The following is a 20,688-nucleotide window of genomic DNA, read 5'->3' as shown; positions in this document are numbered from 1 at the left end:
CCACCGGAGCAGGCAGTCAGGGCGAGCAGCAGGGCGAGCAGCAGCGTCAGCCAACGCCAGCCGATTCGTGTCCACCGTTGCACGCAGGCGAGCCTACCGGCGCCGGCGTCCCGGGCAGCATCACCCGGGCGCCAAGTTGGCCCGGAATCCGGCACTGACCGGTGGCAACGCCTACGTTGGTGGGCAAGACTTCGAGGAGGTTCCATGCCCACGTTGACCACCACGGGAAGCAACCCGACCCAGCTGTTCTACTCAGACACCCAGGGCCCCGGCCGCCCGGTCGTCCTGATCCACGGCTGGCCCGCCTCCGAGCAGTCCTGGCAGCGCGTGATCCCCGCCCTGCAGCAGGCCGGCTGCCGGGTGGTCGCCTACGACCGGCGGGGTTTCGGCAATTCCGGCCAGCCCGACCAGGGCTACGACTACGACACCTTCGCCGCCGACCTGAACGACCTGATGACCGAACTCGACCTGGTGGACGCGGTGCTGGTGGGCTTCTCGATGGGCGGCGGTGAGGTGGCCCGCTACTTGGCCAACCACGGCACCGGCCGAGTTACCGGCGCGGTCTTCGTCAGCGCCATCACGCCCTGCCTGGACGCCACGCTGCCCGACAACCCGGACGGCGCGTTCACCCCAGACGCGGCCGCCGGCATGCAGGCCGGCCTGCGCGAGAATCCGGACGCGTTCCTGACCGAGTTCCTCACCAACTTCTACTCGGTGCCCGGCGACGGCAACCCGCAGCTGATGGTGCCCCGCGAGCAGGTGATCACCTCAATCGAGGTGGCCCGGCAGGCGAAGCTGGAGGCGTTGGCGGCCTGCATCCAGCTCTGGCTCACCGACTTCCGCGCCGACCTGCAGCAGCTGGCAGTGCCGACCCTGGTGATCCACGGCGACGGCGACCAGATCGTCCCGTTCCCCGCCAGCGGCGAGCGGATGCCGCAATTCGTCGAAGGCGCCGAGGTGCAGGTCATCCAGGACGGCCCGCACGGCGTGCTGGCGTCCCACCCCGACCAGGTGGCGACGGCGCTGGTCGAGTTCCTCGCCTGAACCCCCACGGCCCACGCGCCGGACGGGCCCCGATGGTGCGGGACCCGCCCGATGGCGAAGCTGCCGGCCTCAGTGCGCCGACGACTTGGCCCAGCGGTTCACGCCGGCCTCGACCGCGAACTCGTCGATGCGGGCGATTTCCTCGTCGGAGAAGCTCAGGTTCGACAGTGCGGCCAGGTTGCCGCGCAACTGCTCGACGCTGGACGCACCGACCAGGGTGGAGGTGACCCGCTCGTCCCGCAGCACCCACGCCAGCGCCATCTGGGCCAGGCTCTGGCTACGCTCGCCGGCGATCTCGTTGAGTGCCCGGACCCGGGCCAGCACCTCACCGGTGAGGGCGTCGACGTTTAAGGTGCCGCCGCGGGCGCCGCGGGAGCCCTCCGGGATGCCCTCCAGGTAGCGGTCGGTGAGCAGGCCCTGGGCCAGCGCGCTGAACGCGATGATCCCCAGGCCCTCCTGCTCGCAGCGATCCAGCACCGAGCCGTGGCCGTCGTCGTCCTGCTCGATCCACCGGTTGAACATCGAGTAGCTGGGCTGGTGGATGAGCAACGGGGTGCCGAGCTCGCGGGCGATCTGGGCGGCCTCGGCGGTCCGGCGCGCCGAGTAGCTGCTGATCCCGACGTACAGCGCCTTGCCGGACCGCACGGTCTGGTCGAGCGCCATCATGGTCTCCGCCAGCGGGGTGTCGGGGTCGAACCGGTGGGAGTAGAAGATGTCCACGTAGTCGACGCTCAGCCGGCGCAGCGACTGGTCGAGCGAGGACAGCAGGTACTTGCGTGAGCCGCCGCCCTGGCCGTAGGGCCCGGCCCACATGTCGTAGCCGGCCTTGGTCGAGATGATCAGCTCGTCGCGGTAGGGGGCCAGGTCGCTGCGCATCAGGGTGCCGAAGTTGATCTCCGCCTGTCCCGGCGGTGGGCCGTAGTTGTTGGCGAGGTCGAAGTGGGTGATTCCGGCGTCGAAGGCGGCCCGGACGATGGCTCGCTGCGTCCCGAACTTGTGCAGGTCGCCGAAGTTCTGCCACAGACCGAGCGAGATGACGGGCAGCAGCAATCCGGAGCGTCCGGTTCGGCGGTACTTCATGGTGCCGTCGTAGCGGGTGTACGAGGCCTGGTATGGGATTCCGGCGGTCAGCATGGCTCCATTGTGGCCGTGCTCAGGCCAGGGCGCTCAGCTGCTGCCATTCCTCCCACGAATAGGTCCAGCCGCCGAAGGTCTGGTGGGCCTGCACCGGGAAGGTGCTGCCGGTGAACTCGGCCGGGTCGCCGACCAGGGTGAAGTTGTACAGCCACTCGGCGTTGCCGTTGGTCAGCCCGGTGCAGCCGTGGCTGACGTTGCTGTTGCCGTGCGCGTAGTCGGCCCACGGGGCGGCGTGGAAGTACTCGCCCGACCAGGTCACCCGCTGCGCCCAGTAGGCGGTGATCCGGTAGCCCTCCGGGTCGCTGTGCGGCACCCCGTACGACTCGGAGTCCATGATCACCGGGTTCTGCTTCTCCATGATGATCTTGGTGCCGGTCATGGTCTCGTAGCCCGGCTTGCCCATGCTGACCGGCAGGATCTGCACCACCTCGCCGTTGCGCAGGCAGGTCAGGGTGTGGGTGTCGATGTTGGCCTGCAGGACGCGCAGGTCGCCGTAGTGGTAGTCGGCGGACGCGTCCGCGAGCACCCAGGTGTCGCCGCCCGGCAGCCCGGCCGCGTTGACCTCGACGTGCGCAGTCGAGCCCGGTTCCCAGTAGGTGCGGGGACGCCACTGCAGGGTGGTCTCGTCGACCCAGCCCCAGCCGCCCTGCTGCGGCGGGTTGGTGGTGACGCTGGCGGCCTTCTCGATGGCGGCCCGCTGGTCCTCGCGGATCGGCATGTCGAACCGCACCCAGATCGGCATGCCGTTGCCCACCGGCGCGCCGTCGGCGTAGCGGAAGTCGACCTCGACGACCAGCTCCGGGTTGACGGTGCTGATGTCGGCAGTGGTCTGGTGGCTGCGGCCGGCGGCGTCGGTCGCGGTGGCCGTCACTTGGTAGCTCGACCGCACCAGCAGCGCCCCCCGGTCGGGACGCCACTGTCCCTCCTGGACGCTACCGGGCACCGGCTCACCGGCCGCGTCGGTAACGACCACCCCGGCCAGCGTGCCGTTGGTCACCTCGATCTCGATCGGCTCGTCGGGCCACATCGTGGCCAGGCCGTGGGCGGTGTTGATGGTGGTGACCGGTTCGGACGCCGGGTTGCGGCGCGGCACCTTGGAGTCGCCGTTGGCGGGTGCCGACCCGCCGGACGGATTGTTGGCGCATCCGGCCAGCGCCACACCGGCGGCTCCCGCCAGCGCGGCCCGCCGGGTGATCGATTGGGCTATTGGGGAAGTAACCATCGGTCCTCCAAACAGTCTCGACGATTCTAGCCACCAACGCCCATCATTGAGTCATGACGCGTGCGGTGCGGGCGGTGGTGCACGGCCAGGTACAGGGCGTCGGGTTCCGCTGGTCCTGCATGCATCGGGCCGAGGCGCTCGGCCTGGCCGGCTGGGTCCGCAACCGGCCCGACGGCACCGTCGAGTGCTGGCTGGAGGGTCCGGACGCCGAGGTCGGCGCCATGCTGGAGTGGTTGTGGCAGGGTCCGCGGTACGCCCGGGTCGCCCGGGTCGGCGTCGAGGATCAGACCCCGGTCCACTACTCCGGCTTCGACGTCCACTGACGGGCGTCTGACCAGCCCAGATAGTGGACAGCTTCGGTACGGTTGGGCCATGAGCATCCTGTTGGTGACCGGCGGAGCCGGCTTCATCGGCGCGAACTTCGTCCACCACGTGCTGGCCTCCACCGACGACACGGTGATCGTGCTCGACAAGCTCACCTACGCCGGCAACCGGGCATCACTGGCCGACTGCCCGGCCAACCGCTACGAGTTCGTGCAGGGCGACATCTGCGATCGGGAGCTGGTCGACCAACTCGTCGCCAGGGCCGACACCGTCGTCCACTTCGCCGCGGAGTCGCACAACGACAACTCGCTGCTCGATCCCGAACCGTTCGTCACCACCAACGTCCTGGGCACCTTTGCGCTGCTGGAGGCGGTGCGCAAGCACGACAAGCGCTACCACCACGTCAGCACCGACGAGGTCTACGGCGACCTGGCGCTGGACGACCCGGGACGCTTCTGCGAGACCACCACCTACGCACCGTCCAGCCCGTACTCGGCCACCAAGGCGGCCTCCGACCACCTGGTCAGGGCGTGGGCGCGCAGTTTCGGGGTGCGGGCCACCATCAGCAACTGCTCGAACAACTACGGGCCCCGCCAGCACGTCGAGAAGTTCATCCCGCGCCAGATCACCAACATCATCGACGGCGTCCGGCCCAAGCTGTACGGGCGTGGCCACAACGTGCGTGACTGGATTCACGTGGACGACCACAACTCGGCGGTGCTGCGCATCCTGCAGGCCGGCAGGCTCGGCGAGACCTACCTGATCGGCGCCGACAGCGAGCAGGACAACCGGTCGGTGGTCGAAATGCTGCTCACCCTGATGGACCAGCCGGCGGACGCCTACGACCTGGTCCCCGACCGGCCCGGCCACGACCTGCGCTACGCCATCGACGCCACCAAGCTGCGCACCGAGTTGGGATGGCGTCCCAGCTACGTCGACCTCGAGGCGGGTCTGGCGGCGACCATCGACTGGTACCGAGCCAACGAGGCGTGGTGGCGTCCACAGAAGGCGGCGGCCGAGGCCAGGTACGCCGCCCAGGGCAAGTAGGTGCCCGCCGTGCCGGCAGGCCAGCCGCTCAGGATTCACCCGACCCCGATCCCGGGGCTGCTGCGCATCGACCTGACGGTGCACGCCGACACCCGCGGCTGGTTCAAGGAGAACTGGCAGCGGGAGAAGATGGTGGCGCTCGGGCTGCCCGACTTCGGGCCGGTCCAGAACAACATCTCGTTCAACGACGAGGCCGGCGTCACCCGCGGCATCCACGCCGAACCCTGGGAGAAGTTCATCTCGGTCGCGACCGGACGGGTCTTCGGCGCCTGGGTCGACCTGCGGGCCGGTGCGGGCTTCGGCACCGTGTACAGCTACGAGATCGACCCTGGCGTGGCGGTCTTCGTCCCGCGCGGGGTCGGGAACGCCTTCCAGACCCTGGAGCCGGGTACCGCCTACAGCTACCTGGTGAACGCGCACTGGAGCGCGCAGGCGACGTACGCCAACCTGAACCTCGCCGACGAGACCGTGGCGATCGACTGGCCCATCCCGCTCGACCGGGCGACCATCTCCGACAAGGATCGTGGCCACCCCCCGCTGGCCCAAGTGGCGCCCTTCACGGCGTCCACCCCAAGGCGGCGGGTGCTGGTCACCGGCGCCAATGGGCAACTGGGCCGCGAACTGCTGCGCCAGCTCCCGGCGGCCGGCTACCAGGTGACCGGGCTGCGGCGTCCCGACCTCGACCTGTCGAACCCGGCGCAGGTCGCCGGTCTGGACTGGTCGGGCCACGACATCGTGATCAACGCCGCCGCCTGGACCGATGTCGACGGCGCCGAGACCCCGGACGGCCGCCGCGCCTGCTGGCTCGCCAACGCGGTCGGGCCGGCCAGCCTGGCCCGGGCAGCCGTCCAGCACGACCTGACGCTGGTGCACCTGTCCAGCGACTACGTCTTCGACGGCACCCGAGCCCCGCACACCGAGGACGAACCACCCAGCCCGCTGGGGGTCTACGGGCAGTCGAAGGCGGCCGGGGACGCCGCGGTCGCGCCGGTGCCCCGGCACTACCTGGTGCGCACCGGCTGGGTGGTCGGGGACGGCAGGAACTTCGTCCGCACCATGGCCAGGCTGGCCGCCGATGGGGTCGACCCCAACGTGGTGGACGACCAGGTCGGCCGGCTGACCTTCACCACCGACCTGGCCGCGGGCATCATCCACCTGCTGGAGACCGACGCCGAGCCCGGCACCTACAACCTCACCAACACCGGCGAGCCGACCAGTTGGTATCAGGTCGCCACCAGGGTGTTCGAGCTGACCGGCCACGATCCGTCCCGCGTCCACCCGGTCAGGACGAAGGAGTACTTCGCCGGCCGGCAGGCCGCCCCGCGACCACTGGACAGCACCCTGGACCTGACCAGGCTCAAGGCCACCGGGTTCACCCCGGCGCCGGCCGGCGAGCGGCTGCGCCAGTACCTGCGGAACCGCTGACCCAGGTCAGAGGCCGCGCGCAAGGGTCTGGCCTAGAGTGGGGGAACCGTCACGGCGCCCGCCCGATGGGGCAACCAGAAGGGACGATGTCATGCGGGGCATAATCCTGGCCGGCGGTGCGGGCAGTCGGCTGCACCCCATCACCATCGCCACCAGCAAGCAGCTGCTGCCGGTGTACGACAAGCCGATGATCTACTACCCGCTGTCGACGCTGATGCTGGCCAGCATCCAGGACATCCTGGTCATCACCACCCCGCACGACGCCGACCAGTTCCACCGGCTGCTCGGTGACGGCGCCCAGCTGGGGCTCAACCTGCAGTACGCGGTGCAAGCCGAGCCGAAGGGACTGGCGCAGGCGTTCACCATCGGCGCCGACTTCGTAGCCGGCCGGCCCGCCGCGCTGATCCTGGGCGACAACATCTTCTACGGCACCGGCCTGGGCATGCAGTTGCGCCGGCACGCCGACGTGGACGGCGCGGCCATCTTCGGCTACTGGGTGGCCGACCCGCAGGCCTACGGCGTCGTCGAGGTGGACGCCAACGGCAGGGCGATCTCCATCGAGGAGAAACCAAAACAGCCCAGGTCGCACCTGGCGGTGCCCGGCCTGTACTTCTACGACCACAACGTGACCGCCTACGCCCGCAGCCTGACCCCGAGCGCCCGCGGCGAGCTCGAGATCACCGACATCAACCGGATCTACCTGGACGCCGGCAAGCTGCAGGTCGAGGTGCTGCCGCGCGGCACCGCCTGGCTCGACACCGGCACCTTCGATTCCCTCAACGACGCCAGCAATTTCGTCCGCACCCTGCAGGCCAGACAGGGGCTGCAGGTCGGCTGCCCCGAGGAGGTCGCCTGGCGCAACGGCTGGCTCGGCGACGAGGACCTGCTGCGGCGGGCGGACGCGTTGACCAAGTCGGGTTACGGCGAGTACCTGCGCCAGCTGGTGCAATCCCGCGGCAACTAACGCCGGGCTAACCGGCAAGAATGAGGCAACTCGCCACGTCCTGTTTGGTCGGATCGCATCGGGCGCAGGAAAATGGTCCAGGTCGGGATGTCCCGGCTGAGTCGACACCGGTAGCGCCGGTGAGGAGCGTGAGAATGGCAGGATTGGCCGAGCGGATGACGAGCGGCGTCATGGGTCAGATCATGAAGTACCTGGTGGTCGGCGGGTCTGCCTTCGTCATCGACTTCGGACTGCTGGCGCTGCTGCGGTCGGGGCTGGGCCTGCCGGCGTGGTTCTCGGCATCGGTCGCCTTCGCCGTCTCCACCCTGTACAGCTTCCTGCTGCAACGCAGAGTCACCTTCAGCGCCGACCTGCACGTCGGCCACTCGGCGGTTCGCTACGGCATCCTGCTCGCGGCGAACATGCTGCTCACCGCCGGCATCGTGGAGGCGTTCGATCAGTTCTTCGACCTCTACCTGATCGGCAAGGTGGTCTCCACCACGCTCACCACGCTGTGGAACTTCCCGCTGATGAAGTACTGGGTCTACCCCCGGCAGGCCGAGCCTGCCGAGGCGGCGGCGGACGAGGCCGTCACCGCCGAACCCGTCACCGAGTAGGCCGCCCTTGCGCTGCGCCCCCAGGCCGCTACACCTCGATCCGGCGGGGACCGGCCTGCCAGGCCTGCCACGCCGACTCGACGATCTCGGTCAGCCCCAACGACGCCTTGAAGCCCAGGTCGGCAGCGATCCGGTCTGCCGAGGCGATCAGCTTCGGCGGGTCGCCGGCCCGGCGTCCCTCGATGACCGGGGTGGTGTCCAGGCCGGATGCCTGCCCGACCGCGTCAATGACCTCCTTGACCGACGACCCGGTGCCGGTGCCCACGTTGTATACGTGGTTCGGCAGCTCACCGCCGAGTGCGTTCAGCGCCACGATGTGCGCCTCGGCAAGGTCCTTCACGTGCACGTAGTCGCGGATGCAGGTACCGTCCGGGGTTTCGTAGTCGTCACCGAAGACCCGCGGCGCCTCACCGCTGGTCAGCCGGTCGAGCACCATCGGGATCAGGTTCATGATCGCCGAGTCGCCCAGCTCGGGCCAGCCGGCGCCGGCCACGTTGAAGTAGCGCAGCGCCACCCACTGCAGGCCCCAGGCGCGCTCACAGTCGGCCATGATCCACTCGCCGATCAGCTTGGTGCGGCCGTACGGGTTGATCGGCATGGTGGCCGAGTCCTCCCTGACCACCGCTTCCACCGGTTCGCCGTAGACGGCCGCCGAGGACGAGAAGATCATCTTGCGCACACCCTCGCGCTCCATCGCGTCCAGCAGGTTGACCAGCCCGCCGATGTTCTGCCGGTAGTAGAACAGCGGCCGCTGCACCGATTCGCCGACCTGCTTCTTGGCGGCGAAGTGGATGACCGCGTCCACGTCGTGTTCGCGGATGAGCGCGGCGATCGCGTCCGGCGCCTCGGGGGTGGACACGTCGAGCTGCACCAGGGTGGCGTCCCCGGCCCGCTCGGCCGAGGAGGTGGACAGGTCGTCCAGCACTACGACGGGGACGCCGTCCTGCCTCAGCAACCGGGTCACGTGGGCGCCGATGTAGCCCGCGCCTCCAACCACCAGAACGCTCATCACGGTCTCCAATCCAGGTCACAGGGCCAGGTGCGGCACTGGCTCACCGGTTCAAACTGTAGTGCCAGCCACCGTCCTGGGCAGGCGGGGACGAGCCGGACCGCGGCCACATCTGCCGACGCAGACCCATGGCCGGCCATCCATTCAGGGGGTGTTCAGGTAGATTGTCGAAAGGTGCCGAGGGTGCTGCTGGCGCGAGTACTGACAGGAGTGTCATGGACGCAGATCTAGTCGTGGTTGGGGCCGGTCTGTTCGGGCTCACGATTGCCGAACGGGTGGCGAACGACCTGGGACGCAAGGTGGTCGTCCTTGAACGGCGGCGCCACATCGGCGGCAACGCCTGGTCGGAGGTCGAACCGACCACCGGCATCGAGGTGCACCGCTACGGGGCGCACCTGTTCCACACCTCCAACAAAAAGGTGTGGGACTACGTCAACCAGTTCACCAGCTTCACCGGATACCAGCACCACGTGTACACCGTGCACAAGGGCGTGGTCTACCCGATGCCGGTCAACCTGGGCACCATCAACCAGTTCTTCCAGGCCGCTTACAGCCCCGACGAGGCGCGGGCGTTGATCAAGGAGCAGTCCCAGGAGCTCGGCGACGCCGAGCCGGCGAACTTCGTCGAGAAGGGCGTCCAGCTGGTCGGCCGGCCGCTGTACGAGGCGTTCTTCATGAACTACACCGCCAAGCAGTGGCAGACCGCGCCCGAGAACCTGCCCGCCTCGATCGTCAGCCGGCTGCCGGTGCGCTACACCTACAACAACCGGTACTTCAGCGACACCTACGAGGGCCTGCCCACCGACGGGTACGGCGCCTGGCTCACCCGGATGGTCGACCACCCGCTGATCACGGTGCACACCGAGTGCGACTTCCTCGACGAGGGCCACCAGTACTCCAGGTCGAAGGTGGTCGGCAAGGTGCCGGTGGTCTACACCGGCCCGATCGATCGCTACTTCGACTACTCCGAGGGCGACCTGAGCTGGCGCACCATCGACCTTGAAGAGGAAGTGCTGCTCAATACCGGCGACTTCCAGGGCACCTCGGTGATGAACTACGCCGATCTCGACGTGCCGTTCACCCGGATCCACGAGTTCCGGCACTTCCATCCCGAGCGTGACTACCCGACCGACCGGACGGTCATCCACCGCGAGTACAGCCGCTTCGCAGACCGCGATGACGAGCCCTACTACCCGATCAACACCGACGACGACCGGGCCAAGCTGGCGAAGTACCGCCAAGCCGCAGCCGCCGAACCGGAGGTCATCTTCGGTGGCCGGCTCGGCACCTACAAGTACCTGGACATGCACATGGCGATCGCCTCGGCGCTGGTGACCTACGAAACCACGCTGCGGCCGCACTTCGTCGACGGCGATTCCCTCAAGAGCGGAGACGTGGAAGCGTGACTACCGACACCCAAACCCCCCAGACCTGGACCCGGGTAGCCCGGATCGTCTTTCCGCCCGAGGGCGAGGAGGACACGCTGCCCCTCTACGTCGACTTCGGCAAGGCCACCCCGATCGACGGCGACGACCAGCGCCTGGAACTGGACGTGGTGGGCGGCACCGACCACCCCGACCTGATCGCCGACGGCCAGAGCCGGCTGCTGCCGCCCGGCATCCGGGTCTCGTTCGCCACCGTCTTCAACGGCTTCCCGGCCAGCTACTGGCGGCAGTGGACCGTCGCCACCAAGGTGCGGCTGCGGCTGGAGATCGACGGTGCCACCAGCGTGTTGATCTACAAGTCGAACGCACAGGGCCGCTCGCAACGGGTTGACAGCAAGACCACCGGTGAGGGGACCAGCGAGCTGACCTTCGACCTGCCGCTGAACTCGTTCACCGACGGCGGCTGGTACTGGTTCGACCTGGTGGCCGGTGACGACGGTGCCCGGCTGATCTCCGGTGACTGGCAGGTGGACGCCGAACCGGTGCGTCCGCCGACCCTGACCATCGGCATCACCACCTTCAACCGGCCCGACTACTGCGCCCGCACCCTGATGACGCTGGCGACGGCCGGGAACCTGACCGAGATCGTCAAGCGGGTCTTCGTCGTCGACCAGGGCAACAAGAACGTCAAGGACGACGAGCTGTTCCCGCAGGCCGGCGAGCTGCTCGGCGACCGGCTGCGGATGATCTACCAGGCCAACATGGGCGGCTCGGGCGGGTTCTCGCGAGGCATGTACGAAGCGGTGAAGGCCGACGAGGCCGAGTTCCACCTGCTGCTGGACGACGACGTGACCGTCGAACCCGAGAGCATCGAACGGATGGCGATGTTCGCCAGCATGTGCCGGCGGCGCACCATCGTCGGCGGTCAGATGTTCGACCTGAACGACAAGTCGATCGCGCACTCGTTCGGTGAGGGCATCAACAAGTGGCGCTGGCTGTGGGGTCCGGTCGAGGACACCAGCAATCGGGTCGACCTCGGCGCGGCGAACCTGCGTCGCCGGGCCACCCTGCACCGCCGGCTCGACGTCGACTACAACGGCTGGTGGATGGAGCTGATCCCGGTCTCGGTGATCCGCGAGCTGGGGCTGTCGCTGCCCATCTTCATCAAGTGGGACGACCTGGAGTACGGCCTGCGCGCCCAAACCATCGGCGTCGACACCGTCACCCTGCCCGGAGCCGGGCTGTGGCACATCTCCTGGGTCGACAAGGACGACGCCCGCGACTGGCAGGCGTACTTCCACGAACGCAACCGCATCCTGACCGCGCTGCTGCACTCCCCGTACGAGCTGGCCGGCCGGCTGCCCTACGAGCTCAGCACGCTCGACGTCAAGCACTCGGTGTCGGGGGAGTACTACGCCCAGGCGATCCGGCTGATGGCGATCGAGGACATCCTGTCCGGCCCCGAGCACCTGCACCGCACCATCAAGACCACGATGCCGAAGCTGCGCGAGCTCACCAAGGAGTTCTCCGACGCCCAGTACAAGGCCGACCCGGACGCCTTCCCGTCGGTCTCGCGGCTGGCCAAGCCCAAGTTCAAGACCCGGCCGAAGGCACCGAACATGGTGACGGTGGTGCCGTGGACGCTGAAGACGGTCATCCGGCAGATGCTGCCGCCAACCAAGGAGTCCAAGCAGCGGCCGGAGGCGTTCGTCAGCCACGCCAACAGCAAGTACTACGTGCTGAGCCAGTACGACTCCGCTCTGGTCACCAAGGCCGACGGATCGGGCGCCGCCTGGTACCGCCGCGACCCGAGGAAGCTGCGCCGGTTGCTGGCCCGCAGCGCGTCCGCCCGCAGCGCGTTGACCCTCAACTGGGAACGGCTGCGCAAGGAGTACCGCGAGGCGCTGCCGCAGATCGTGTCGCTGGAGGCCTGGGAGAAGACCTTCGGGATAACCGAGCAGCAGCAGGCCGAACCCCAGCAGGTGCCTGCCGAGAGGTAACAGGGTGGCGACGAACGACGTCGATCTGGCTGATCAGCGGCTGCGTCAACCCGGGCACAGTGCTGGGCTGCTGGAGCTGTTCAAGTGGCGGTTCCTGCTGAAGCTGCTGGTCAAGAAGGAGCTGCGGGTCCGCTATCGCGGATCCGTGCTCGGCATGGTGTGGAGCTACGTCAAGCCGGCGGTGCAGTTGCTGGTCTACTACGTCGCGATGGGTCAGTTCCTGGGGCTGGGACGCAGCATCCCCGGCTACGTGATCTACCTGTTCAGCGGCATGGTGATGATCAACTTCTTCAACGAGATCCTCTCCAACACCACCAGGTCGATCATCTTCAACGCCCCGCTGGTGGGCAAGATCTACCTGCCCCGCGAGCTGTTCCCGGTCAGCAGCGTCTGGGTGGCGTTCGTCCACGTGGTGCCGCAGATCGTGGTGCTGATCATCGGCGCGCTGGTGATGGGTTGGCGTCCCGGCCCGGTCAGCATCCTGGGCGGGTTGGCGGCGTTGCTGGTGGTCGGCATGTTCGCGCTCGGGGTCGGGCTGGCATTCGCCGCCTTCGACGTCTACTTCCGGGACGCCGAGAACCTGGTCGACCTGCTGATGATGGTGGCGATCTGGGTCTCGCCGGTCTTCTACCAGTGGCACATGGTCGCCGACGTGCTGCCGCAGTGGGCGTTCACGATATACCAGCTCAACCCGCTCGCCCTCGGCGTCGAACTGTCGCACTACTGCTTCTGGATGCCGGTGCAGGGGGTCATCCCGCCAGGCGGGGACGCCAGCCAGTTGCTGCCCGGCAACTTCACCACCGTCGCCGTGCTGGGTGCGCTGATCGCGGTGGGCTGCCTGGTGCTCGGACAGGTGATCTTCCACCGCCTCGAGGGCAAGTTCGCCCAGGAGCTTTGATGCCGACGCAGCCCGACGGCCTGGTGATGGCCGAACTGGAGAACGTGGTGAAGAGGTTCGACCTGCGCCACACCCGCTCCATCAAGGAGTACATCGTCTGGTGGGCGACCGGACGCCGCGGCCAGTTGAGCGAGACCTTCAACGCGCTGGACGACGTCTCGTTCACCATCCACCAGGGCGAGTCGGTCGCGCTGCTCGGCTTCAACGGTTCGGGCAAGTCGACCACCCTGAAACTGGTCAGCGGCGTGATGCTGCCAGACAAGGGCACCGTCCGGGTCCGCGGCCGGATAGCCGGGCTGATCGAGGTCGGCGCCGGGATGCACCCCGACCTCACCGGACGCGAGAACGTCTACCTGAACGGGGCGATCCTCGGCCTCAGCGAACAGGAAGTGGATGACCGGTTCGACTCGATCGTCGATTTCAGCGGTATCGAGAAGTTCATCGACACCGAGGTCAAGTTCTACTCCTCCGGCATGTACATGCGGCTGGCGTTCTCGGTGGCCGTGCACACCGACCCGGACCTCTTCCTGGTCGACGAGGTGCTGGCGGTCGGGGATGAGCCGTTCCAGCGCAAGTGCATCGCGAGGATGAAGGAGCTGCGGGCGGCCGGCCAGACGCTGATGGTGGTCAGCCACGACCTGCAGCTGATCCAGGACATCTGCGAACGCGGCATCGTGCTGGAGCACGGCCGGGTCGTGCATGATGCGCCGATCGCGGAGGCGGTGGACTTCCTGCGCTCCACCATGCCGGACTGACTCGCCTCACCCGTCACGGGTCTTAAGGTTTCTTTCCTTTCGTTTGACATACACCACTGTATTCAGTAGTTTGATCTTCATCAGTTGTCGCGCTTGACTAGGGCTTACCCCGGCCAACGATATTCGGGATGCGATCCCGCTCCGACCCGTCGGGTCGTCGCGCCGCATCATCTTTCTTGGGGGATCCTCATAATGGACCGAATTGTCGTGCGCGCCCGCATGCGCCGCGAACGGCGCCGCCCGTCGCCCAGGTCATGGGCAACGGCTGCCGTTGCGGTGCTGACCATGGTGTTGCTGCTGGGCACCGCGCTGCCCGCATCGAGCCTGCCCAGCGTCACCGACTCGCCGCACCCAGAACCTTCGGCGGCCCAGTCGACCGCGCAGCAGACCACGGACGAGGCACCTTCGCCCGCCCAGACTTCGGCGCTGGAGGAGACCCCCGAACCGAGCGGAACACCCGAAGGCACTTCCGAGGCGCCGGTCGCCCCGAGCACCACCGAAGGCGCTGTCGAGACGCCCGGATCCACCACCCCGGATGCCGGTTCCTCGCTGGAGGCATCGGCGGCAGACGACACCGAATCCCAGGACGCCACCGCCGCCGAAGAGGACGGCATCAGCATCCTGGCGCTCGGACCCGACGGCGCCCAGCCGCCGTACGTCTACTGGACGGCGACGGCGGCTGGCGCCCTCATCGGTGGCGCGACCTTCCGGATCCAGGGGCCGCGGAGCGATCAAGGTCAGGCTGACGATGACTCAGGTTGGCGTTGGAACGCCAACGAAGCCGTTGTCACTGACTGCGTTGCCGCACCGTGTGTCGGCCCCGACCTGGACCCGGATCTGGGCGAGTTCCTGGTCAAGAGCTTCGACGGACACGACGTTCGCGGTGACCGGCGCTACCGCGTCCGTCAGGAGACCGCACCAGCCGGCTACCAGATGCGCAACGAGAACAACGAATACCGAAAGATCGCGGGCGTTGGGCAGACTCCCTCGCAGGGTGCCTGGCAAAACCGGACTTACGGCTTCGGTGCCTTCGTGCACAACAAACTGGACGGCAAGCCGCTCAGCTGCGCCGCCGGGACGTTCTATTCCATTCAGGACAACGGCACGGTGCGCGGGGTCGTGAACGGGGTTGTCAGCGACTTCGGCAGCTTCGGCCGCGGCTTGTCTTCCATGAATGGCCTGGCCATCGGTGAGAACGGGTCAGTCATGTATGCCATGCGGCGGGCAGCCAACGCGTCGAACGTAGCAGGCATCTACCGCTACACCGCGGCCACCGGAGTGTGGGAAGCCCTTCTTAACACCGGGTACCAGACCGGGAACAGTCAGAACTTGGTCGCCGGTGCGGTCGACCTAAGCAACGGAAACTACCTGTTCGGCGGCTTCCACAATCCGGGCTCCGGCAATCTGCAATTCAGGCTGCACGAGTTCGATCCTGGGACGAATGAGTTCCGATTCGTGGGTTACGTCGATGCCGGAGTACCGGCGAGCAGCACATCGAACGGCGACATGGCCTTTGACTCACAGGGCACCCTCTACATAGTGCGCAGTGGCAGCACCACGAACATCATCAGTGTGGATGCTGGGGGCTTGGCCAGTGCCAACGGGGGCCTGATCCCCGCGTCGGCCACCTCGTCCAAGTCTCTGGGTACCAACTTCTCTAGTGTCAACGGTATAGCATTCCACGAGGACGGCACGGGTTATCTTGGCAATGCCACCACCGTGTATCGCTATAACGCAACGTTGACGCAGGTCGGAGGCCGCGTCACTGACGGGTTGGGCGATAGTTCCGACCTGGCCAGTTGCAGTTCCCCGGCGAGCCTGACTGTGCAGAAGAACATAGTGGGCCGGTTGGCGCCTGCCGACCAGTTCACACTGACCCTCCGGCAGGGGACGACTCAGCAGGGTTCACTGATCTCGACGGCGACCACCGAGGGCTCCGCGCTGGGTGTCCAGGCAAAGCAGATCGGTCCGGTACCCGCCCAGACCAATACCAGCTACTGGATCGGCGAGGCCATGGCCACCGGATCGGCGTCCAGCCTCGACAAGTACGCAACCAGCTACGTGTGTGCAGATGACGACGGGATCATCGTGTCTGGGTCTGCGGCCTCCGGTACGGTGACTATGCCCAACAAGCCCGGCGTTGCGGTGGTCTGCACATTCACCAACTCGCCGCTGGTCGCGACCGTCAACATCAACAAGGTCGAGCTGGACGCCGAGGGCCTGAATCCGCAGCCCGCCAGCGGCTGGACAGTGGGCACCTCCGCGACCGCCACTACCGGCACGGCCACGCTCGACCCGGCGGCGCCCACTCAGCAGACCAATGCCACAGGCAGCGCAACCTGGCGCGTCAACTTCAGTGCGACCAACGCCCGGGCGACCATCAACGTGTCGGAGACCCAGAAGCCCGGCTACGCATTCGTCGACGGCCAGTGCACCGTGACCCCACTGGGTGGCGAGCCCGGTGGCCCGATCGACCTGCCCAGCGAGGCCGGCACGGCCATCCCGGGTGTGGCACCCGGCGACACCGTCGACTGCACCTTCACCAACAAGCTGAACCCGACCACCCTGACCCTGGCCAAGGAGGTCCCGTTCGGTGACGACGACCCCGCCGAGTGGACGCTGCAGGCGACCGGCCCCAGCGGTTCGCTGCCCGGCCCGAACGGCACCACCGGCACGGCGGACGCCACCGCGGACGTCACCCCCGGTGTCGCGTACACCCTGACCGAGTCGGGCGGACCGGACACCTACATCGCCGACGGCGACTGGGTCTGCCTCACCGACACCGATGACCCGGTGACGGTCACCGACGGGCAGGTGGCCCTGGCGTCCGGTGACCAGGTCACCTGCACCATCAGCAACGCGACCGCCCAGTTGACGCTGCTGAAGCACGTCGAGGACCCCGCGCTCGACCCGAGCGACTGGGAACTCACCGCCGAACCCGAGCAGGTGACCGGGTTGAACCTCGGCACCGAGACCGTCGTCGGCGCCGGTACCGCGTCCGATGAGAACACCTTCTACGTGCGGCCCAACCACAGCTACACCATCTCGGAGGAGCTGGCTGCCCAGCCGGGCACGATCGCGTTCCGGGCGCTCGGCATCGAGAAGCTGGTGCAGGGTGAGTGGGTCGCCGTGGACAGCGACGAGATCACGCTCGAACCAGGCGAACAGGCCACCTACCGGTTCGTCAATGACTCGCTGCCCGAGATCATCCTGCCGTTGACTGGCGGTCTGGCCTCGGACACCTTCCTGATCGCCGGCGCGGGCGTCCTGCTGCTCGCGCTGACCCTGGCCGCCCTGCAGCGTCGCCGCCACACCAGCACGCGCTGACAGCCGCCACCCGATAGCTCGACCCCGTTCCAGATTCACCAATTCCGATACCACCATGCCCATTTCGTACGAATTCTTGAAGGAGATCAGAAGAATGACAAACAGCAAACGCGGACGCGGCCTGCGCCGACTCGCCGCTCTCAGCGCCCTCGCAGTGGGGCTGCTCGGGTTCACCGCTCCGGCGTCCGCCGCAGTCGGCCCGAACATCGACGCCGAGGACGTCGGCACCATCACCTTGCACAAGTTCGAGCAGCCATCTCCCAACGGAGATCCCGCGGACGGCACCCAGCAGGACACCACCGGGCTGACCCCGATCAAGGGCGTCGTCTTCCAGTACCAGCCAGTTGCGGGCGTGGACCTGACCACCAACGATGGCTGGGATCGCGCGGCCGAGATCGCCGGCGGCTCAAGCCTGGTTCCCCCGGAAGCGCTGGGCACCGCTGTCCCGTTCCCCGCCACTGATGCGAACGGCAGCACGTCGCTCAGCGACCTGCCGCTCGGTCTGTACCGGATCTCCGAGGTCTCGCACCCGGCCGACTCGAACATCGTCAAGGCGATCGACCCGTTCTACGTCACCGTGCCGCTGCCGACGGTCGGTGAGACCCCGGGCTGGAACTACAACATTCACGTCTACCCGAAGAACGCGGTCGTCGAGCTGCCGACCAAGGCCGTCGACGATGATGCCGCCATCTCGCTGGGCGATGAGGTCGACTTCCCGATCGACATCAAGGTGCCGGCCTTCCAGAGCGTTGAGCAACTGATCAGCTTCAGCATCACCGATGACCTCGACTCCCGGCTGGAGTACGTCTCGGCGACCGTGACCCTGACCGACGCGGCCAACGACGTCGTCCCGCTCACCGAGGGCACCGACTACACCTTGTCGACCACCAACCCGGTCGAGCTGACCTTCCTGGCTCCTGGGCTGGTGAAGCTGTTCAACGCCCCGAACGGCAACGTCAACCTGACGATAACGGCCAAGGTGGTCGGCGATCCCGACCTGGGCGACGGCACGATCGAGAACACGGCAATCGCCAACGTCAACGGCGTCGAATTCGGCACCAACGAGGTACTCACCACCTGGATGCCGGTCAAGGTGCTCAAGTACGCCGAGGGCGACACCAGCAACGGCCTGGCCGGCGCGGTGTTCGAGGTCTACGATGCGGCGACCGGTGGCAACCTGCTGGCCTTCAACGGCGTCACCCGGTTCACCACCAACGCCGACGGTGAGTTCATCCTCCCCGGCCTGAAGGCCGGCGTCACGGTCTACCTGCAGGAGGTCACCGCACCGGATGGCTACTTCGCGCTGGAGGACCGCATCGAGGTCAACGTCCCGAGCACCGCAAGCGTCGTCGCAGGCGTCGTGGTGCCCTACGATGTCCAGGTCGCCAACAAGCCGATCCCCGAGTGGCTGCTGCCGCTGACCGGTGGCGCGGGCAACAACGCCTTCATGATCGCTGGTGGCGTGCTGATGGTGGGCGCGCTCGGCGCGGCCCTGGCGATGTCTCGTCGCAAGACCGTCCAGGCCTGATCCACCACCAGCAAGTCAGTTGAATGACTGACCCAACCGCACGGCTGGGGGATGCCGAGGACCGGCGTCCCCCAGTTGTGCTGCGCAGGAGACCAGCTTGAGCGCCACCGCAACCGCGCCGGCCCCCCGCCGGTCGGCCGAACCGGCCAGGAGCCGCTGGAGGATGCCGTGGCGTCACTTCCTCATCGGATTGACCTGCCTGATCGGGGTGGGTGTCATGCTCTACCCGACGGTGGCCGCCTGGATCACGCAGTACTACCAGTCGCAGCTGATCGTCGACTACTCATCCAGGGTCGTCCAGATCCCGCCAGAGGGCCGCGCCAGGGCGATCCAGCAGGCGGAGGCCTACAATGCCGCCCTCACCGGGGGTGCCGAGCTGGCCGCCAACGAGCGGCTGCCGTTGTCGGAGCGGGCCGCCACCGGTATCGACTACCACCAGACGCTGCTGGCCGACGCCAACGGGCTGATGGCCCGGATCAAGATCCCCGGCATCGACGTCGACCTGCCGATCTACCACGGCACCACCGACGAGGTGTTGCGCAACGGCGTCGGTCACCTGGAGGGCACCGCGCTCCCCGTCGGCGGGCCGTCCACCCACGCCGTCCTCACTGCGCATCGCGGCCTGGCCGGCGCTGAGCTGTTCGACAACCTGGACAAGGTTGAACCCGGCGACACCTTCACCGTCGAGGTCTTCGGCGAGGTGCTGACCTACCGGGTGGTCGACACCCGGGTGGTGGCCCCGGAGGAAACCGAAACCCTTTACCCGTGGGCCGGGCAAGACCTGGTGACGCTGGTCACCTGCACCCCGCTGGGCATCAACAGCCACCGCATCCTGGTGACCGGTGAGCGCGTGCTGCCCACCCCGGTCGAGGACGTCGAGGCGGCAGGTGAACGGCCGAGCGTGCCGAAGTTCCCCTGGTGGGCGGTGCTGATCGGCGGCACCGTCGTCGCGGTCGGCGGCTACATCTACCTGGCCGGACGCCCACCTCGCCACACCGCACGCCGGGCGGCGTCCTGATCAGTCCCCGTCCTGGTCGAGCCGGGCCCGCGGGTCGAGTCGCCGCATGCCCAGCGCCTCGCGCAACACCCGCAGCGCGTTGGCGGCCTGCTTGCGGCCACCCTGCAGCGGCGACAGCGCCGCCACCGCGGCGGTGATCGCGAACGGCTTCGCCCGCACCAGGACGTTCGTCCCGTACCGGAAGTGCACCACGAACAGGTTCCGGTACATGTAGAAGCCCTTCCAGCCCGCCAGGTCTTCGCCCTGCACGAAGTCGTAGCGGCGGCGCATCAGGGCGTCCCGAACCGCGTAGGCGGTGAAGCCGGCCCGCCGGGCGCGGATGACGTAGTCGCAGTCGTCGTAGAAGATGAAGTAGCTGGGGTCGGGGTAACCGATCTCGTCGACCACCCGGCGGTGCACCATGAACCCCTCGAACGCCGCGTTCTCGATCTTCACCCGCGCCGGCATCGCCGCCCGGCTCGCGTAGACGCTGTCGACGGTGGCGGTCTTGGGACGGATCTGCAGCGGGTTGGTCAGGTCGAACCTGATCGCGGCCTTCTCCACCAACTGGCCGCGCCGGTCCTCCCTGGTGCACGCCAGCACGTCACCCCCGTCGGCGAGCAGCGCCTGCAACGCCCACGGGGCGGGCCGCACATCGTCGTCCATCAGCCAGATCCGGTCGTAGCCGGCCTGGTAGGCGGCCTTCAGGCCACGGTGGAAGCCACCCGCGCCACCCAGGTTCTCACCGGTGTGGTCGACAACCAGCGGCAGGTCGGTGTGCCGGGCCAGCACCTCAACGGTCTGGTCGTCCGACGAGTTGTCGACGACGTAGATCGCGTCCAGCGGCCGGGTCTGTTCGGCGAGCGATGCCAGCAGCCGGTCGAGCAGCTCGGCCCGGTTGTAGGTGACCACCACCGCGGCTACGGTCTCGTCGGCGGGGGCGGCCCGCCGGGGACGCTGCGCCGGCTGGGCGGCCGGGGCGCTCGGCAGGAACCGCCGGTGCCCGGTGAAGTCACCCCGCAACCCGGCG

General features: G+C 67.8%; 17 protein-coding genes. 13 read left to right on the top strand and 4 right to left on the bottom strand.

Features of this window, described 5'->3' with window-relative positions; all coding sequences use genetic code 11:
- Positions 1–204: 204 nt before the first annotated feature.
- Complete coding sequence (locus tag WBL05_RS02070; RefSeq protein ID WP_424223409.1) at positions 205–1,044, top strand: alpha/beta fold hydrolase; 840 nt, start codon at positions 205–207, stop codon at positions 1,042–1,044.
- A 69-nt stretch (positions 1,045–1,113) separates the two neighbouring features.
- On the opposite strand, the gene mgrA is transcribed toward WBL05_RS02070, so the two are convergent.
- Together mgrA and WBL05_RS02060 are read right to left on the bottom strand one after the other, a co-directional pair.
- On the bottom strand, positions 1,114–2,178 hold the full coding sequence (mgrA, locus tag WBL05_RS02065; RefSeq protein WP_424223408.1) for an L-glyceraldehyde 3-phosphate reductase: 1,065 nt from the start codon (positions 2,176–2,178) through the stop codon (positions 1,114–1,116).
- 19 nt (positions 2,179–2,197) lie between these two features.
- Positions 2,198–3,403 (bottom strand): Ig-like domain-containing protein, encoded by a 1,206-nt coding sequence (locus WBL05_RS02060; protein WP_424223407.1) that lies wholly within the window; start codon positions 3,401–3,403, stop codon positions 2,198–2,200.
- A 53-nt stretch (positions 3,404–3,456) separates the two neighbouring features.
- On the opposite strand from WBL05_RS02060, the gene WBL05_RS02055 reads away from it, so the two are divergent.
- The 5 genes from WBL05_RS02055 (at position 3,457) to WBL05_RS02035 (ending at position 7,759) form a co-directional block, all read left to right on the top strand.
- On the top strand, positions 3,457–3,726 hold the full coding sequence (locus tag WBL05_RS02055; RefSeq protein ID WP_424223406.1) for an acylphosphatase: 270 nt from the start codon (positions 3,457–3,459) through the stop codon (positions 3,724–3,726).
- A 49-nt stretch (positions 3,727–3,775) separates the two neighbouring features.
- Positions 3,776–4,774, top strand: coding sequence for a dTDP-glucose 4,6-dehydratase (gene rfbB, locus WBL05_RS02050; protein WP_424223405.1), 999 nt, complete (start codon positions 3,776–3,778; stop codon positions 4,772–4,774).
- A gap of 9 nt (positions 4,775–4,783) precedes the next feature.
- Positions 4,784–6,199, top strand: a complete 1,416-nt coding sequence (gene rfbD / locus WBL05_RS02045) for a dTDP-4-dehydrorhamnose reductase (protein WP_424223404.1) — start codon at positions 4,784–4,786, stop codon at positions 6,197–6,199.
- A 91-nt stretch (positions 6,200–6,290) separates the two neighbouring features.
- Positions 6,291–7,163, top strand: coding sequence for a glucose-1-phosphate thymidylyltransferase RfbA (rfbA, locus tag WBL05_RS02040; RefSeq protein WP_424223403.1), 873 nt, complete (start codon positions 6,291–6,293; stop codon positions 7,161–7,163).
- A 134-nt stretch (positions 7,164–7,297) separates the two neighbouring features.
- On the top strand, positions 7,298–7,759 hold the full coding sequence (locus WBL05_RS02035; protein WP_424223402.1) for a GtrA family protein: 462 nt from the start codon (positions 7,298–7,300) through the stop codon (positions 7,757–7,759).
- A 28-nt stretch (positions 7,760–7,787) separates the two neighbouring features.
- Here the strand turns inward: WBL05_RS02035 and galE are convergent, their stop codons facing one another.
- The gene (gene galE, locus WBL05_RS02030) at positions 7,788–8,768 is read right to left on the bottom strand and encodes a UDP-glucose 4-epimerase GalE (RefSeq protein WP_424223401.1); all 981 of its coding nucleotides are present in this window, start codon (positions 8,766–8,768) and stop codon (positions 7,788–7,790) included.
- 215 nt (positions 8,769–8,983) lie between these two features.
- Here galE and glf point away from each other — a divergent pair, with 215 nt between their 5' ends.
- From glf to WBL05_RS01995, 7 genes are all read left to right on the top strand, one after another.
- Entirely contained in the window at positions 8,984–10,174 is a 1,191-nt protein-coding gene (glf, locus tag WBL05_RS02025) for a UDP-galactopyranose mutase (protein WP_424223400.1), read from the top strand.
- Positions 10,171–12,153 carry a glycosyltransferase gene (locus WBL05_RS02020; protein ID WP_424223399.1) on the top strand — a complete coding sequence of 661 codons (1,983 nt, stop codon included), beginning with the start codon at positions 10,171–10,173 and terminating at the stop codon, positions 12,151–12,153. The genes glf and WBL05_RS02020 overlap by 4 nt, the downstream gene beginning before the upstream one ends.
- 4 nt (positions 12,154–12,157) lie before the next feature.
- Positions 12,158–13,051 carry an ABC transporter permease gene (locus tag WBL05_RS02015; RefSeq protein ID WP_424223398.1) on the top strand — a complete coding sequence of 298 codons (894 nt, stop codon included), beginning with the start codon at positions 12,158–12,160 and terminating at the stop codon, positions 13,049–13,051.
- Positions 13,051–13,806 (top strand): ABC transporter ATP-binding protein, encoded by a 756-nt coding sequence (locus WBL05_RS02010; RefSeq protein WP_424223397.1) that lies wholly within the window; start codon positions 13,051–13,053, stop codon positions 13,804–13,806. Before WBL05_RS02015 ends, WBL05_RS02010 begins: the two co-directional genes overlap by 1 nt.
- Positions 13,807–13,998: 192 nt before the next feature.
- On the top strand, positions 13,999–17,133 hold the full coding sequence (locus WBL05_RS02005; RefSeq protein WP_424223396.1) for a hypothetical protein: 3,135 nt from the start codon (positions 13,999–14,001) through the stop codon (positions 17,131–17,133).
- 94 nt (positions 17,134–17,227) lie between these two features.
- A complete protein-coding gene (locus WBL05_RS02000; protein ID WP_424223395.1) occupies positions 17,228–18,661 on the top strand; it encodes a SpaH/EbpB family LPXTG-anchored major pilin in 1,434 nt (477 codons plus the stop codon).
- 97 nt (positions 18,662–18,758) lie between these two features.
- Positions 18,759–19,679: a class C sortase gene (locus WBL05_RS01995; protein WP_424223394.1), complete on the top strand. Its 921-nt coding sequence runs from the start codon at positions 18,759–18,761 to the stop codon at positions 19,677–19,679.
- Here WBL05_RS01995 and WBL05_RS01990 read toward each other — a convergent pair.
- Positions 19,680–20,688, bottom strand: a 1,009-nt coding sequence (locus tag WBL05_RS01990) for a glycosyltransferase family 2 protein (protein ID WP_424223393.1), incomplete at its 5' end; no start/stop codon positions are given.

Source organism: Brooklawnia sp. (genome assembly GCF_049651565.1).
In the GTDB taxonomy this organism is placed as follows: Bacteria; Actinomycetota; Actinomycetes; order Propionibacteriales; family Propionibacteriaceae; genus Brooklawnia.
The sequence above is the reverse complement of the archived record's forward strand: the minus strand, read 5'-3'. Positions and strand labels throughout refer to the sequence as shown.